A 15,258-nucleotide genomic window follows, 5' to 3' on the forward strand; every position below is an offset into this window, starting at 1 on the left:
TCAGCCCGCGACCTTCAGGCGCGCGCGCGCATGCCGGCGCAGCAGCCAGCCGGCCAGCATCGCCAGCAACAGGCACGCCAGCCCCACGCCCAGCGCCATCCATAGCGGGTGATGCGCGAAGAACCAGCGCAGGGCCAGCAGCGGCGGCAGCTCGCCGACGTAATAGGTCTGGTTGCCGGCCAGGCTGCGCACCTTCTCGCCGTGCAGCAGGACCACGCTGCCCTGAAAGTCGCGCAGGCGCTCGGGATCGAACCACGCCTCGAACAGGCGGCTGACATGGCCCGGTTCGTCGGCCATCAGCGCCACGACGCTGCGCCCCTTGCGCAACGGCGATTCGAAGCCCATCAGCAGCAGGTCGCCTGGCTCCGGGCGCAGGCCGACCTCGGCCACCGTCGGCAGGTCGGTACGGCGCGCGTCCGCGGAAAGGAAGGCCGGCATCTTGTTGAACAGCCAGTCGGAGAGGCTGAAGCCGCGCATCTGTGCGCCGTCGCCAACCGGCATCACCTCGGCCCAGCGCGCGAACAGCGGCTGGCTGCGCCGCGAGCCGAGCACCAGCAGGTCCTGGTCGGCGTGTTCGTCGACCTGCCGCGCCTGGATGAAACGCGTGCGCAGCGCCGGGTAGCCCGTCGAGGCGCCCATGCGCCCCAGCAGCGCCAGTGCATTGGCCACGTCGTCGCCGTTGGCGTTGTCGGGCATCACCAGCGCGCTTTCGGACAGGTCGGCCATCCGCGTGAAGGGGAAGCCGGCATTGCCGAAGGCGGCCAGGTTTGGCATCGCCATGTAGTGCGCGAAGCCGCTCAGGTCGATGGTGGAGGAATCGTCGATCGAAGCCGAGACGTCCGGGAAGGTGTTCTTGCATTCCTCCGCGCGCGGGCGGTCGAAGAAGAAGTGGAAACGCAGCTGGCTGCTGGCCGACAGCGGCCCGGTCGGCAGCAGCAGCGGCTGCTGGATCGGCATCGCGCCGCGTGCGCCCAGCTTCTGCCACATCTGCCGCGGCACCGAGGTGGCCAGCGGCCGGCCGTTGAGCGGCAGCGTGGTGACGAACGCGTCGTTGATGCTGATGTTCAGCGCCGACTTGTCCGCGCCTTCGGGCAGGGTGTAGCGATAGCGCAGGTCCACCGGGATGCCGTCCTTGCGCCACACGAACAGGTCCGGCGGCAGCTGCAGGCCGATGCGGATCAGGTCCGGGTTGTAGCCGACAACGTTGAGCTCGCTGGTGCTGCGCACCAGTTCGGAAAAACGCACCGGGCGATCGCTGGGCACCCAGTTGGGCGCGTCGTAGGGCTTGCGCGGCGCGACCTCCTTGACCTCGCGCAGGGTGGCGCTGGCGCCGGACAACGGTGCCCCCAGCGCCAGCGCGGTGGCTGCCGCGCGCAGTTCGGCGTCGTCGCGCCCTAGCACCAGCAGCAGCTTGCCACCGGCATCATTGGGGTTGGTCGCCACCGCCAGCGTCGGCCCGGCCACCTCGGGCAGCACCAGCCCGGCCGGCAGGTTGCGCGGCGTCGCCACGACCACGGCATTGCCGCGTACCGGCAAGACGCCAGTCGAGACCGGGAACATCGCGCCACGGTAGCCGGCCAGCGCGCCAAACCACGAGGACACGATGCCCGCGGCCTGCAGCTGGCCATTGGCCGGCTGCCCGGCGAACACGAACGGCAGTTCGAGCCGGCGGGTGTCGCGCGAGTCGAAGAACGGCACCGGCAGCAGCGCCAGGTCGTTGCTCAGCGGCAGCGGCAACCAACCCAGTTCGAGATAGCTGGCGCTGTCGATGTTGGCCCACAGGCTGGTGTGGTCCGGGTCCTCGCACTCGCGGGTGTAATGGCCAATCAGCTGCAGGTTGACGCGGTTGTAGTCGGTCACCAGGCGCGGGTCGATGGCCACATCGCGCTCGACCGGCCGGCCAGCCTCCTCCACCGATACCGGCAGCGTCGCCACGGTCACGTCGTTGACGGTCACGCGCAGGTGCGACAGGTCGGGCAGCAGCGCCGGCGAATAGGTGTATTTCAGGTGCAGCGCGGCGTGGTCGACGACCTGGTCGCTGCGGATCGAGAACGGAATGCCGGCCGTGCCCTGGATGCCGCGCAGGGTCACCTCGTAATCCAGCCCCAGCTGCTTGAGCGTGGAGCGGCTGCGCTGCAGCGGCAACCCCGGCACCGGCTGAGCGGCGGCGGGCTCGGCTTGCAGGCCCGGCGGCGGCGCGGTGACCGGCACCTGTGCGTGGGCGGCACCGGCCAGCAGAGTCAAGGCGAACGCCAGCGAAGCGCAGCGCGCCCGCGCGGCAGAGATCAGTGGTGTGTGCAGGCAATGCTTCATGCGGTTTCTCCGGGAGCGGGCTGGGACTGGCCGTCATGCCGCCCCCTGGTGATGACGAATCGGCCCAAGCGGTGGAAGCCACGCAGGCTGGCGCGGAGCACGTCGGACAGCGAGCGCAGGAAGGTGTCGCGTTCGTGCCGGCCCCATAGCGAGACCCAGATGTCGGCGCGGGCGAAGGTGGAAGCAATCAACCAGCGCTCCTGCTCGATATTCAGTTCGCTGAACTGCAGGCTCAGGCCTTGCGCGTCGCGGTCGTGGCGCACCACGGCCGGCAGGCGGTGGCTGCGCTGGCGATGACGCAGTTCGATCTCCACCGCTATGTCCGGCGGTATCGGCTGCGGCAGGTCCAGGCGGATGGCCATGCCGCCAGTGGAGAAATCGACCGTACTGCAGGGCAGCGCCTGGCCGTCGGGCAAATGCAGCACCGCCTTCATTTCCAGCGGCACGCGATGGGCGCGGCGGATCTGGCGCTGCTCGCTGCAGGTGGCAATCACCGCGCCGAGCATGATCATGTTGTAGAAGGTCCAGCCCAGGTTGAGCCAGATGGTGTTGACCTCGCCACTGCTGTCGGCCAGCACCAGCCTGACGATGCCGGCGACCACGCCGGCCAGGTTGAGCAGCAGCAGGAACAGGTATGGGCGGGCGATCTGCGCGTCGAAATAGCTCTTGTGGACCAGGCCGCCCTTGGCGGTGACGTTGAACTTGCCTAGCCGCGGGTTGATCACCGCCATCAGCGTCGGCCGCAGGATGTACCAAGCCAGCGCCGTCTCGTACACCTCGTTCCACAGCAGGTGGCGGTGCGCGCCCTGAATGCGCAGGTTGGTCAGGCTGGCCTGTGCCAGGTGCGGCAGGGCATAGGCAAAGATCATCAGCGCCGAGGCATGGATGACGTGCGCGCCGAAGAACAGGAAGGCCAGTGGCGCAGTGAGGAAGATGATGCGCGGCAATCCGTAGAAAAAGTGCAGCATCGCGTTGGTGTAGCAGAGGCGCTGCATCAGGCTCAGGCCGCGGCCCAGCAGCGGATTGTCGACGCGGAAGATCTGCGCCATGCCGCGCGCCCAGCGCGTGCGCTGGCCCACGTGCGCCGAAAGACTCTCGGTAGCCAAGCCGGCGGCCTGCGGCACAGGGATGTACGCGCTACGGTAGCCGGCGCGGTGCAGGCGGATGGCGGTATGCGCGTCCTCGGTCACCGTTTCCACCGCCACGCCGCCCACTTCCTCCAGTGGCGCGCGCTTGATCACCGCGCACGAACCGCAGAAGAAGGTGGCGTCCCACGTGTCGTTGCCGTCCTGCAGCAGTCCGTAGAACAGCTCGCCCTCGTTCGGGACCTTGCCGAAGGTGCCCAGGTTGCGCTCGAACGGATCGGCGGAGAAGAAATAGTGCGGGGTCTGCACCACCGCCAACCGCGCGTCGTGCAGGAACCAGCCCATCGACATCTGCAGGAAGGAACGTGTCGGCACGTGGTCGCAGTCGAAGATGACGACGTATTCGCTGTCGCTCTTCTTCAACGCGGCATTGATGTTGCCGGCCTTGGCGTGGTTGTTGTTGGTGCGGGTGACGTAGTTCACCCCCACTTCCTCGCAGAATGCGCGGAATTCCTCGCGGCGGCCGTCGTCGAGCAGGTGGATCTTCAGCTTGTCGGCCGGCCAGTCCATCACCGTCGCTGCAAGGATGGTGGTGCGCACCACCGACAGCGGCTCGTTGTAGGTGGGAATGAACACGTCCACCGTCGGCCACTGTGACTGGTCCTCGGGCAACGGCAGCGAGCGACGGTGCAGCGGCCAGACCACCTGGAAATACCCCAGCACCAGCACCACGAACGCATAGACCTCGGCCATGACCAGACCGAAGCCCAGGGTCAGGTCGACCAAGCTGCCCATGCCCATGGTTTCGGTCAGGCGCCACCACATATAGCGGCTGGACATGACCAGCGACAGCCCCATCAGCACTAGCGGCACGATGCGGTTGCTGGCACGGCGCAGGCACAGGCCGATGACGAACACCGCCAACGAGAACAGCAACTGCTGCGCCACGTTCAGCGGCACGGTGACGACGAACGCGCCAAACAGCCCGCCCACCAGCACCAGTGCGGCCAAAGCAACGCGGGCCAGAGCCTGCGAGCCCTCGGGTCTGATCGAAAGTCTCATGGTTTTTCCCTCTGCGCCGCCCGGTCGGGGCGGCCATGCCGGTCCGGGCCCGCCTCCACGGCGTCCCTGCCCGGCGTTGGAGCCCCTTCGCCTACTGCCCGCGCAGCCGGATCAGGGGACTGTCATCCGCGATGGCTCCGCCGGTCTCGGCAAGCCTGCGGAACAGCTGCGACAGCGGCGTGTCCGCTGCCACAGCGACGCCAGCAACCGAGGCCGGGGGCATACCCGCTTCCTGCGGAATCAGCACGTCCGCCGCCGCTTTGGCCGGTCGTGCGGCCGCCGTGGGCTGGGGCAGAGCGGCCTCGGAGAAATCCCGGTACTCCGGCCTTCTCTTGCCGTCGCCAAGCTTCATGAACAGCCCCGCCACGTCATCGTCGCATCCCGGGGGGCCCATCGAATGATCCCTGCTCATGCCACACACACCTTTTCCATCGTCAGAACACCCGCGCAACGGTAAAGATCGAAAGGTCGCGGTTCTCCGTCGCCAGATGGCGGACATCGAGAACGGCCAACATACCGGCAGCGCGCAACCAGTGACGGTAGGCGCCTTCGAGGAAGCCATGCTGCCAGCCGTTGCCCGGCCCCAGCGCCACGGCAAACGGCGAGCCGGCATGCACGATGCGCAGTTGGTCATGGCGTTCCTCGAACGCCGCCCATCCCCACTCGCATCCGCTCCAGACGGCATTGACCGACGCCTGCAGGGCCTCGACCGTGGCGGCGGGCGGCAATGGATGGGCGTCGGCAAAACGCTGGCCGATACGCGCCATGAGGCGTGCCGACTCTTCATCCGGCAGCGCCTGGTCGAACTCGACCGCCATCGCGCGCAGGAAACCGCGCCACTGCCGGGCACAGGAACGGTCACGGTAACCATCGAGCAACTCTGCCGGATTCACCGGATCACCCCCTTGTGCACCGCCACCTTGCCTACGCAGCCCATCCCGCCCTCTCTCGCGAACCACAAAAAGAATTACGGATTAGATCACACTTTCAATCTCGACCCATGGAGCAACCGACGCGACAGACCCATGCCGCCGCGCCATCATCTTTCCACGGGGATGGCACAGCTAAACACACGACCGTAAGAGAGCGGCGGCCAGATGGCACCGCCTTTGCGGGGTGGCGTCGGAAATGCCGGAAAAATGAAGACGCCGCACCGGCATGGGCGGCGGCCCCACCAGGAAAGCCGGCCAGGCGAACCGGTTATCGACGGCGCAGCAGCCTGGGAACCTGCACGACCGCATGCGCCCAGATCGCACACCACACGCCGAACCTTACCGGCAGCGGACGCCGTGGCGCCTCGAACTTGCGGAAATAGCGCCACAGCCCGCGATGCTTGTGCCATTCGACAAAAAACGGACGCGAACGGCTGGACACCCCGCGCACATGCAGCACCTTCAAGCCGTTGGCGATCGCCACCGTGGCTCCGGCCTCGCGCGCGCGCCGGCACAGGTCCAGATCCTCGGCATGCAGGCGATAGCCGGCATCCCAGCCGCCCAGCCGCTGGAACAGCTGCCGCGGCAGCAGCAGCAACGCGCCGGACAGCGCCTGCACCGGTTGCAACGGCTGCGCGGGATCGGCGGGCACCGCCAACCGCGAGCCACGCCCCGGATGCCGCAGCATCGCCGCAAAATCCGGATCACGGCGGCGCACCGCCGCATCGGCCTGGCCGTTTTCATCCACCTGTTCCACGCCGAGCAGGCAATCGCCCAGCGGCTGTCCCAGTTCGCGCAACCGTACCAGCGTGTCCGTCTCGACCATCAGGTCCGGGTTGACGAACGCCAGCCACGCCGCGCTGCTGTCTTCTGCACCCTGGTTGCAGGCGGTGGCAAAGCCGGGATTATCCGGATTGGCGATGAAGCGCACGCGCGCATCAGCCAGTGCATGCCGCTGGGCGATGGCCAGCGAGCCGTCATCGGATGCATTGTCGACCACGCGGATCTCGGTCACATCGCGCGCTTCCCGCAGCCGCTGCAGGCACTGGTCCAGCGTGCTCGCGCTCTGGTAGCTGACGACAACAACGGCAATCGAATCGCTCACACCGGCTCCACGCCTGGAAGGAAAGCACAGGCCTCGAACAGGTCGCGCTGGGCAGCGTCGATTATCGACTGTGCGCACAACTGCTGCAGCTGCGCGCGATGGGTCGCCAGTGGGTCGTCCATCAGGAAGGCGGCCAGCCGTGTGGTCCAGACCGGCCAGCGGCTGCCCAGCACCTCCATGTCGCCGTCGGCCGGCTGGCCTTCGCCGCAGCGCGCGACAAAGGCGTTGTCACACAGCACATTGCGCCAGCCCAAGCCACTCATGCGCAGGCTCAGGTCCACCAGCGCGGCGTACCACGAGGCATAGCTCTGTGTATCCAGGCCACCGGCACGGCGCCGCGCACTGCCGCGGATCAGCACTGCATGGGTGATGGCCGAGGGCAACTCCGGATGCAGCAGCGGCATCGACGCACAGGCCAGGGCCAGCCGCGCCGGTTCCTGCGGCAATGGATTCAGCTCACCGGTGCGGGGCCACGCCACCGTCTCGCCGGCATTGCTCCACGGTGTCGCGGTGGCAATGGAGGCATCGCGCGCGAGGCAGTCGGCGAGGTGTTGCAACCAGCCCGTCAACGGCAGCGCATCCGGCGCCAGCACCGCCACGTCGGCATCGCCACAGGCCTGCAGCATCTGCTCAAGGTGCATGGACTCGCCGATACCGCGCGGGCGACGCGTGTATTCGGCCTGCAGCCGCGTCTGCGCCAACCACGATTCGATCACCGTCTGCACCCGTGGTCCGCCACGTGCATCATCGGCCAGCCACACCGGTGTGCCGGCCGGTGTGGAACCTTCCAGAGCGGCCAGGCAGGCATCGAGCGCGACATCGTCCACGCCCACCGGCAACAGGATTACCGGCAGGCTCATGCGTGCGCCCTGCATGGAACGGGTGATACGGAAGTGGTCATCGCCGGTGTCGTCCTCGTGCTGACACGACGAACTCTAGCAGCGGACAGCCGCCCTGCAGGCGCGACGCAAGTCGCGACAAGGTTTTCCCGGTGAAGCCCGGTCGCGATTCGCGTCGCTCCTGCAGGTGATGTTGCTGGTGGTGCGGCTCAGCCGCACCACACCCGCGCATTGCGGAACATGCGCAGCCACGGCGAATCCTCACCCCAGCTGGACGGCGCCCAGCTCAGGTTGATCGTGCGCGGGGTGCGTTCCGGATGCGGCATCAGGATGGTGACGCGGCCATCGGTGGTGGTCAGCCCGGTGATGCCGTCGGGCGAACCGTTCGGATTGAGCGGGTACTGCGTGGCCACCTTGCCATCGCCATCGACGTAACGCAGCGCGATGCCGGCTGCGGCCTGGTCGGCGGCGCTGTCGAACGCGGCACGGCCCTCGCCGTGCGCCACCGCCACTGGCAGGCGCGAGCCGGCCATGCCCTGCAGCAGGATCGATGGCGACTCCTGCACTTCCAGCAGTGCGGTACGCGCCTCGAACTGCTCGCTGGCGTTGCGCAGGAACTTCGGCCAGTGCGTGGCGCCGGGGATGATGTCCTTGAGCTGGCTCATCATCTGGCAGCCGTTGCACACACCCAGCGCGAACGTATCCGGGCGGGCGAAGAACGTGGCGAACGCCTCGCGCAGCGCCGGACGCTCCAGGATCGAGGTCGCCCAGCCACGGCCGGCACCGAGCACGTCGCCGTAGCTGAAGCCACCGCAGGCGGCGATGCCACGGAAGTCGGACAGCTGCACGCGGCCTTCGATCAGGTCGCTCATGTGCACATCGAAGGCATCGAAGCCGGCGCGTTCGAAGATGTTGGCCATCTCGATCTGGCCATTGACGCCCTGCTCGCGCAGGATCGCCACCTTCGGGCGGGTGCCGGCAGCCATGTACGGCGCAGCCACATCCTCAGCCGGATCGAACGTCAGCTTCGGCTTCAGCCCCGGTGCGTTGAAATCACGCGCGATGGCCCGCTCCAGGTCGGCCATTTCCGGGTTGTCACGCAGCTTCTGCATCGCATGGGTCACCGACCACCAGGCGTCGAACAGCTCTTCCCAGCGCCATTCCACCAGGCTCTGGCCATCGAGCTGCACGCGCACTACCGGCGCGGTGCTCGGCCGGGCGATGCGCTGCGCGCATTCGGTCAGCGCGTGGCGTTCGACCAGATCGGCAAACGCGGCGCGGTCTTCCTTGGCAATTTGCACCACCGCGCCCAGCTCCTCGTTGAACAGGCTGCGGAACGGGTCATCGCCCCAGGCATCGAGCACGATGTCCAGGCCCAGACGCGAGGCGAACGCCATTTCGCACAGGGTGGCAAACGCGCCGCCGTCGCTGCGGTCGTGGTAGGCCAGCAGCAGGCCGGCCTCGCGCGCATCGTTGATCAGTTCGAAGAAGGCGCGCAGGCGCTGCGGGTCGTCCAGGTCCGGCACTTCGCCGCCGAAGGCCGGCAGTGCGCTGTGGTCGGCCTGGGTCTGCACCAGGATCGAACCGCCCATGCGCTGCTTGCCGGCGCCCAGCCCGATCAGCCACAGCTCGCTGTCGGTTTCGCGGTCGAGCAGCGGGGTCAGCTGCTGGCGTGCATCGGCCACCGGCGCAAACGCGCTGATCACCAGCGACACCGGCGACACCGACTTTTCGGTCTTGCCATCTGCCTGCCACTGCGCCTGCATCGACAGCGAGTCCTTGCCCACCGGGATGCTGATATCCAGCTGCGGGCACAGCTCCATGCCCACCGCCTTGACCGCGTCGTACAGCAGCGCGTCCTCGCCGTCGTGGCCGCAGGCGGCCATCCAGTTGGCCGACAGCTTGACCGTCTCCAGCGACAGCACCGGCGCGGCGCACAGGTTGGTGATGGCCTCACCGACGGCCATGCGTGCCGAGGCGGCGGCATTGAGCAGCGCCAGCGGCGTGCGCTCACCCAGCGCCATCGCCTCACCGGCATAGGTGTCGAACCCGGCCAGGGTGATGGCGACATCGGCCATCGGCAGCTGCCACGGGCCGATCATCTGCTCGCGTGCGGTCAGCCCGCCGACGCTGCGATCGCCGATGGTGACCAGGAAATTCTTCGATGCCACGGTCGGGTGCGCCAATACGCGAAGGCCCGCCTCGCGCAGATCGATGCCGGCGGTCTTCAGCTGCGGCCAGCGCGGCGCGGGCGGATGTGCGGTATCGCGGTGCATCTTCGGCGCCTTGCCGAACAGCACGTCCATCGGCAGGTCGATCGGCGCATCGGCCGGGATGTTGCCCGGCGTGGCACCGTAGGCGACCACCAGATGTTCTGCCGTGGTGGCAATGCCAACCGCAGCAAACGGGCAGCGCTCGCGCGCGCAGATCGCGGCGAACTCGGCCAGCCGTTCCTGCGCCACGCCCAGTACATAGCGTTCCTGCGACTCGTTGCACCACAGTTCCAGCGGCGACAGTGACGGATCGTCGGTCGGCACCTTGCCCAGGTCGATCACGCCGCCGACCCTGGAGTCGTGCAGCAGTTCCGGAATGGCGTTGGACAGGCCACCGGCGCCGACGTCGTGGAAAAACTTGATCGGGTTGTCGGCGCCCATCGCCACGCAGCGGTCGATCACTTCCTGGCAGCGGCGTTCCATTTCCGGGTTTTCGCGCTGCACGCTGGCGAAATCCAGGTCCTCGGCGCTCTCGCCCGAGGCCACCGACGAGGCCGCGCCGCCGCCCAGGCCGATCAGCATCGCCGGGCCGCCGAGCACGATGACCGCATCGCCATCGCGCAGCTGCAGCTTGTCCACCTGCACGCGGTCGATCGCACCAAGCCCGCCGGCCAGCATGATTGGCTTGTCGTAGGCGCGGGTGATATCGCCTTCCGGCAGTTCGAAGCTGCGGAAATAGCCCAGCAGGTTCGGACGGCCGAACTCGTTGTTGAACGCGGCACCGCCCAGCGGGCCGTCGAGCATGATCTCCAGCGCCGGCGCCATGCGCGGGTTCAGCGCACGCGGCGCTTCCCACGGCTGCGGCAAAGTCGGAATGCGCAGGTGCGAGACCGAGAAGCCGGTCAGGCCGGCCTTGGGCTTGCCGCCACGGCCGGTTGCGCCTTCGTCGCGGATCTCGCCACCCGCACCGGTCGCCGCGCCCGGGAACGGCGCGATCGCGGTCGGATGGTTGTGGGTTTCCACCTTGATCTGGAACGCGCTGGGCACCACCGCCTCGCTGCGGTACTGGCCGCTGGCCGGATCCGGGCGGTAGCGCGCGGCCGGCTCCCCGGCGATCACCGCAGCGTTGTCGCTGTACGCGCTCAACGTGTGCTGCGGGGTCTGCTGGTGGGTGTGCTTGATCATCTTGAACAACGAGCGGTCCTGCTCCTGTCCATCGATGGTCCAGCTGGCGTTGAAGATCTTGTGGCGGCAGTGCTCGGAATTGGCCTGCGCGAACATCATCAGTTCGACATCGGACGGATCACGGCCCAGCTCGCCATAACGCTGGCGCAGGTAGTCGATCTCGTCATCGGCCAGCGCCAGACCCAGGCGCCTGTTGGCGTCTTCCAGATCCGCCAGCGCGATCCGCTCCAGCGCGCCACGCGCCGGGTGGCTGAACAGTGCCTGCGCCTGGTCGATATCGGCCAGCAGCGACTGCGTCATCGGATCGTGCAGCAGCTTGGCCACGGCGGCCTGCTGTGCCGGATCGGACGGCCAGCCGGCCAGGTCGATGCGGGTACCGCGCTCGACGCGCTCGATCGCTAAACCGGCGCCACGCACCAGCTCGGTGGCCTTGCTCGACCACGGCGACAGCGTGCCCAGCCGGGGCACCACATAGCGCGACACCGCGCCATCGGCCCGTTCGCTGGCCTGTGGCTGGCCCTGCAGGATGCGACCGAGCGTTTCCCGGTCGACCGCGCCGGCATCGGCGGCCTGGGTGAAGTAGACGTGCCATGCACCGGTGATACGCAGATCGGCGGCGATGGACTGCAGGCGGGATTCAAGACGTTCGCGGCGGAACGACGAAAGGGCAGCTGCGCCCTCGAGGACGATCATGTCCGGGAGACCATGGTGGGAATCGGGCCCGCCATTGTACCGGAGCCGGCGCCCGGCCGGCTCCTCCACTGCTCATCGACCCGGCCGCCGCCCACGTGGTGGGAACGGCGGCCATTACAACGGGATTTCCGCCTCAGCGGGCGCCGCCCGCCGGCAGCCGGTCCAGCGCGGCCTTGATCTGTGCCGGGGGCAGATAACCGCCCAACTGGCTGCCATCTGCAGCGAAAATCGCCGGCGTGCCGTTGATTCCCAACTGCTGGCCCACCGTGTACTGCATCGCCACCGGGTTGGTGCAGTTCTTCGCCGCCGGTACGGCACCACCCTTGGCGGCGGTCAACGCGGCCTTGCGGTCGCTCGCGCACCACACCGAGACCATGTCGGTGTAGTCCTTGCTGCCCAGGCCCATGCGCGGGAACGCCAGGTATTCCACGGCAATGCCGTTGCGGTTGAGTTCGGCGATGTCCTGATGCAGCTTGCGGCAGTAGCCGCACTCGGTATCGGTGAACACGCTGATGGTGTGCCTGGCGTTCGGCGGCGCGAACACGATCCGGTCCGCGTGCGGGAGCGTGGCCAGCAGCTTGCGGCGGTACGCCAGCAGGCCTTCGCTGGTGGCCATGCCGCGCTTTTCGATGTCATACGGCTGGGACTGCATCAGGAAGCGGCCATCGTCGCTGACGTACATCACCTGCCCGGACACGATGACTTCCCGGAATCCCGGAAACGGCGCGGCACCGACGTAATCGGGATTGAAATTCGGGTCCAGCTGCTTGAGCGCATCGCGCACCCGCTTGGCGGCGGCGTCTTCAGACACCGGCGCTGCCGCCGTGGCCGAAGTGGCGACCGTGGTCGCGGCAGGCGACGCCGGCTGGGCGCAGGCGGAGAGGCTGATCGCGCCCAGCAGCGCGGCAATGACGATTCGTTGCATGTAGGGTCCAGGTGCAGACGGAAAACCCGGGGATTCTCGCACACCCCGGCACCGGCACCGTCCGCGGGATCACCGGCCAGATGGCAGACGCAGGCGCCCCCGTGCATCTGGCGGCACCGCTACGGAGACGGCTTGTCGCCACCTGGCGACATCCGGTGCCTGCGACGTGCGCGGTCCACCCGGCGAGCGCCAGCCTTTATGCTTTCCCGATGACCGCACCGAACTCCCCCCGCAATCGCCCGCCCACCCTGCTGCTGCGCCGGCTGGCTGCGCTGTTCTACGACTTCTGGCCCGCCCTCGCCCTGTGGATGCTGGTGTCGGCGCTGTTCACCGTCGCCTACACCGTTGCCGGTCATCCGCCCCGGGAAAACATCGCACCGCTCAGCGCCCTGCAGTGGCTGCTGTGGCTGGCGTGCTGGGCCAGCACCGGTGTCTACGCGACACTCAGCTGGCGCTACGGTGGACAGACGCTGGGCATGCGCCCCTGGCGGCTGCACCTGCGCGCTGACAACGGCACCCCCTCCATGGCGCAGCTGTGGAAGCGTTACGTGCTTGCCACCCTGTCACTGGCCTGTGCAGGACTGGGCTTCTGGTGGGTGCTGTTCGATCCCGAGCGGCGCACGCTGCACGACCGCCTCAGCGGTACCCGGCTGGTGTTTGTGCCCAAGCAGTAGCCCGACCGCCGCCGCTATCGACGGCGGCGGAACAGCCAGTGGGAGATCAGCAGCATCAACACCGGCGGCAACGCATAGGCGATGCGGTAGTCGAACTTGAGCGCGCCGGCCATGCGGCTGAAGAACATCTGCAGCAGCAGGAAACCCAGCGCGAACAGCATGCCGATGAACAGGCGCTTGCCCATGCCGCCGCTGCGCAGCGAGCCGAAGGCGAACGGTACCGCCGCCAGGCACAGCGCCAGCACATTCAACGGATAGAACCAGCGGCCCCAGTAGGTGTCCTCGTAGTCGCGCGCATCCAGCCCGTTGCGGCGGCGGTATTCGATGCTGGTGCGCAATTCGGCCACGGACAGGTTGCGCGGCTTGGCCAGCCCGGCCGCCAGCGCGGTCGCGTCGAGCCGGGAGTCCCACGGTTCGCTCTCGGCCGTTGTCCGCGTGACCGAGCGCTCGCCGAAATGGTCATGCCGCACATTTTCCAGTACCCAGCCATCGGCGTCGTGGCGTGCACTCTTTGCGTGGGTCAGCGTTTCCAGCCGTCCATCCGGGTCCAGCTGATACAGGCGCACGTCGTGCAGCACCAGCCGGGTGCCGCCGTCACTGGTCAGCTGCTCCTCGCCGGTCTGTGCGTTCAGGAAGCTGTCGCCCTCACGCGCCCACAGGCCGGAGTAGCGGGCCATCGCCATATCGGTATTCCAGCGCGCGCTGTTTTTCAGCACATCGGCGCGGTTTTGTGCCCACGGCGACAGCGTTTCGCCATTGACCACCATCACCACGGTCAGCAGCGACAACGCGATCGCCACCGATACCGCGATCCGCCGCCGTGACAGCCCCAGCGCACGCAACGCGGTCAGTTCCGAGGTCGCGGCCAGTTGTCCCAGCCCCATCAGCGCACCGATCACCGCCGCCATCGGAAACAGCGTGTAGGCACGGCGCGGCACGGTATAGGCGGCCCAGGCCACCGCATGGCCGAAGGTATAGCTGCCGGTGCCGATGTTCTTGGCCTCGCCGGAAAGCGCCAGGGTGGCATCGAGCCCCAGCAGCACCATCCAGACCACCAGCACCGTCAACAGCACGGTGCGGCCGATGTACAGATCGTGGATACGCGGTGTCAGCTTCATGCCGCCGCCCTCCGCCGACGCGACAGCTGGCCGTCACGGAAATACAGCCACAGCGCCAGCCCGAGCAGCGGCAGGCTCAGCCACCAGAGCCCCGCCTGTAGCGGCAGCTTGCCGGTGGCCAGCCACTGCTGGCCGCTGATCATCAGACTGACCCCCACCACGTAGGCCAGGAAGGCCAGCATGATGCTGCCGTAACGCTGTTGCCGTGGCGCACTGCGGGCCAGCGGCAGGGTCAGCAGCGCGAATGCCAGCGCCAGCAGCGGCGGGGTGATGCGCGCATGCAGCTGCGCCCGCGCCTCCGGACGGTCATCACCGAGCAGTCGCAGGGTCGGCAGCATCTCCGGATCGTCCTGGTCACGCGGCTCATCACGGTCGGGCAAGGCGACCTCGTTGCTGGCATAACGCATCAGGCGGTAGTCCAGCTCGCCGTTCTCCGGGCCTTCGACGCGGTAGCCATCCTCCAGCCGCAGGAAGCGCCGCCGCTCACCCTCGAAGAACATCGAGCCGTGATTGGCCGATACCACGTCGATGCGGCCGTCCTTCTGCCGTTGCATGAACACCTTGCCCATCCGCGTCCCGTCCTCGCTGAGCGAGGCCAGGTAGACGATGCCGCCGCCCGGCAGCGGAGTGAACTGCCCCGGCTCCAGCCCGGCCACCACCATCGAGCGGCTGGCGTTTTCCACCATCGCATCGGCGGTGCGCCCGGCCCACGGTCCCAGCCACAACGAGCACATCCCCACCAGCAGCACCACCGGCACCACCAGCAGCAGGATCGGCTTGAGCAACCGTTTCGGACCGACGCCGATGGCGGTCAGCACCGCCATCTCCGAATCGCGGTACAGCCGCGCGATCGCCAGCGCCAGGCCCAGCATCAGCGCCAGCGGCAGGATGATCGGCAGGTAGGCGATGAACTGCAGGCCCAGCTGCGACAGCAGCAGCCCGGCGGGCATGCGGCCATCGGCGATGCGGCCGAGGATGTCCACCAGCACCCCGCCGACACTCACCACCAGCAGAACGGTCAAAGTGGCCAGAAAGCTCTGGATGAAGTCACTCAGCAGGTAGCGGTCAAGCTTCGCCATGGGGTCGGTGGTTTAAACTCTCGGTTTCGTCCGCG

11 protein-coding genes are annotated in these 15,258 nt (G+C 67.9%); 1 reads left to right on the plus strand and 10 read right to left on the minus strand.

Annotated elements, in window-relative coordinates; all coding sequences use genetic code 11:
• The 8 genes from bcsB to ACSBPQ_RS12075 all read right to left on the minus strand — a co-directional run bounded on the left by bcsB (position 1) and on the right by ACSBPQ_RS12075 (position 12,352).
• Entirely contained in the window at positions 1-2,313 is a 2,313-nt protein-coding gene (gene bcsB, locus ACSBPQ_RS12040; RefSeq protein WP_442682371.1) for a cellulose biosynthesis cyclic di-GMP-binding regulatory protein BcsB, read from the minus strand.
• Positions 2,310-4,460 (minus strand): UDP-forming cellulose synthase catalytic subunit, encoded by a 2,151-nt coding sequence (gene bcsA / locus ACSBPQ_RS12045; RefSeq protein ID WP_442682372.1) that lies wholly within the window; start codon positions 4,458-4,460, stop codon positions 2,310-2,312. The genes bcsB and bcsA overlap by 4 nt, the downstream gene beginning before the upstream one ends.
• Before the next feature lie 91 nt (positions 4,461-4,551).
• Positions 4,552-4,872 (minus strand): hypothetical protein, encoded by a 321-nt coding sequence (locus ACSBPQ_RS12050; protein WP_442682373.1) that lies wholly within the window; start codon positions 4,870-4,872, stop codon positions 4,552-4,554.
• A gap of 22 nt (positions 4,873-4,894) precedes the next feature.
• Positions 4,895-5,353, minus strand: a complete 459-nt coding sequence (gene bcsD / locus ACSBPQ_RS12055; protein ID WP_442682374.1) for a cellulose biosynthesis protein BcsD — start codon at positions 5,351-5,353, stop codon at positions 4,895-4,897.
• A gap of 307 nt (positions 5,354-5,660) precedes the next feature.
• On the minus strand, positions 5,661-6,497 hold the full coding sequence (locus ACSBPQ_RS12060) for a glycosyltransferase family 2 protein (protein ID WP_442682375.1): 837 nt from the start codon (positions 6,495-6,497) through the stop codon (positions 5,661-5,663).
• Positions 6,494-7,357, minus strand: coding sequence for a glycosyltransferase family 2 protein (locus tag ACSBPQ_RS12065; RefSeq protein WP_442682376.1), 864 nt, complete (start codon positions 7,355-7,357; stop codon positions 6,494-6,496). The genes ACSBPQ_RS12060 and ACSBPQ_RS12065 overlap by 4 nt, the downstream gene beginning before the upstream one ends.
• Before the next feature lie 188 nt (positions 7,358-7,545).
• Entirely contained in the window at positions 7,546-11,427 is a 3,882-nt protein-coding gene (purL, locus tag ACSBPQ_RS12070) for a phosphoribosylformylglycinamidine synthase (protein WP_442682377.1), read from the minus strand.
• Positions 11,428-11,560: 133 nt separating this feature from the next.
• Positions 11,561-12,352, minus strand: a complete 792-nt coding sequence (locus tag ACSBPQ_RS12075) for a DsbC family protein (RefSeq protein ID WP_442682378.1) — start codon at positions 12,350-12,352, stop codon at positions 11,561-11,563.
• Between the two features lie 209 nt (positions 12,353-12,561).
• On the opposite strand from ACSBPQ_RS12075, the gene ACSBPQ_RS12080 reads away from it, so the two are divergent.
• Positions 12,562-13,026, plus strand: coding sequence for an RDD family protein (locus ACSBPQ_RS12080; protein ID WP_442682379.1), 465 nt, complete (start codon positions 12,562-12,564; stop codon positions 13,024-13,026).
• Between the two features lie 14 nt (positions 13,027-13,040).
• Here the strand turns inward: ACSBPQ_RS12080 and lptG are convergent, their stop codons facing one another.
• Both lptG and lptF read right to left on the minus strand, forming a co-directional pair.
• Positions 13,041-14,144, minus strand: coding sequence for an LPS export ABC transporter permease LptG (lptG, locus tag ACSBPQ_RS12085; protein ID WP_442682380.1), 1,104 nt, complete (start codon positions 14,142-14,144; stop codon positions 13,041-13,043).
• The gene (gene lptF / locus ACSBPQ_RS12090; RefSeq protein ID WP_442682381.1) at positions 14,141-15,223 is read right to left on the minus strand and encodes an LPS export ABC transporter permease LptF; all 1,083 of its coding nucleotides are present in this window, start codon (positions 15,221-15,223) and stop codon (positions 14,141-14,143) included. Before lptF ends, lptG begins: the two co-directional genes overlap by 4 nt.
• Between the last annotated feature and the right edge of the window lie 35 nt (positions 15,224-15,258).

This window comes from Stenotrophomonas sp. JC08, from assembly GCF_052180205.1.
Lineage (GTDB): Bacteria > Pseudomonadota > Gammaproteobacteria > Xanthomonadales > Xanthomonadaceae > Stenotrophomonas.

What these genes read in the sequence shown, in the direction of transcription:
- bcsB (WP_442682371.1), bottom strand. Translation starts at nt 2,313, where the DNA reads ATGAAGCATTGCCTGCACACACCACTGATCTCTGCCGCGCGGGCGCGC.
- bcsA (WP_442682372.1), bottom strand. Translation starts at nt 4,460, where the DNA reads ATGAGACTTTCGATCAGACCCGAGGGCTCGCAGGCTCTGGCCCGCGTT.
- ACSBPQ_RS12050 (WP_442682373.1), bottom strand. Translation starts at nt 4,872, where the DNA reads ATGAGCAGGGATCATTCGATGGGCCCCCCGGGATGCGACGATGACGTG.
- ACSBPQ_RS12065 (WP_442682376.1), bottom strand. Translation starts at nt 7,357, where the DNA reads ATGAGCCTGCCGGTAATCCTGTTGCCGGTGGGCGTGGACGATGTCGCG.
- purL (WP_442682377.1), bottom strand. Translation starts at nt 11,427, where the DNA reads ATGATCGTCCTCGAGGGCGCAGCTGCCCTTTCGTCGTTCCGCCGCGAA.
- ACSBPQ_RS12075 (WP_442682378.1), bottom strand. Translation starts at nt 12,352, where the DNA reads ATGCAACGAATCGTCATTGCCGCGCTGCTGGGCGCGATCAGCCTCTCC.
- ACSBPQ_RS12080 (WP_442682379.1), top strand. Translation starts at nt 12,562, where the DNA reads ATGACCGCACCGAACTCCCCCCGCAATCGCCCGCCCACCCTGCTGCTG.
- lptG (WP_442682380.1), bottom strand. Translation starts at nt 14,144, where the DNA reads ATGAAGCTGACACCGCGTATCCACGATCTGTACATCGGCCGCACCGTG.
- lptF (WP_442682381.1), bottom strand. Translation starts at nt 15,223, where the DNA reads ATGGCGAAGCTTGACCGCTACCTGCTGAGTGACTTCATCCAGAGCTTT.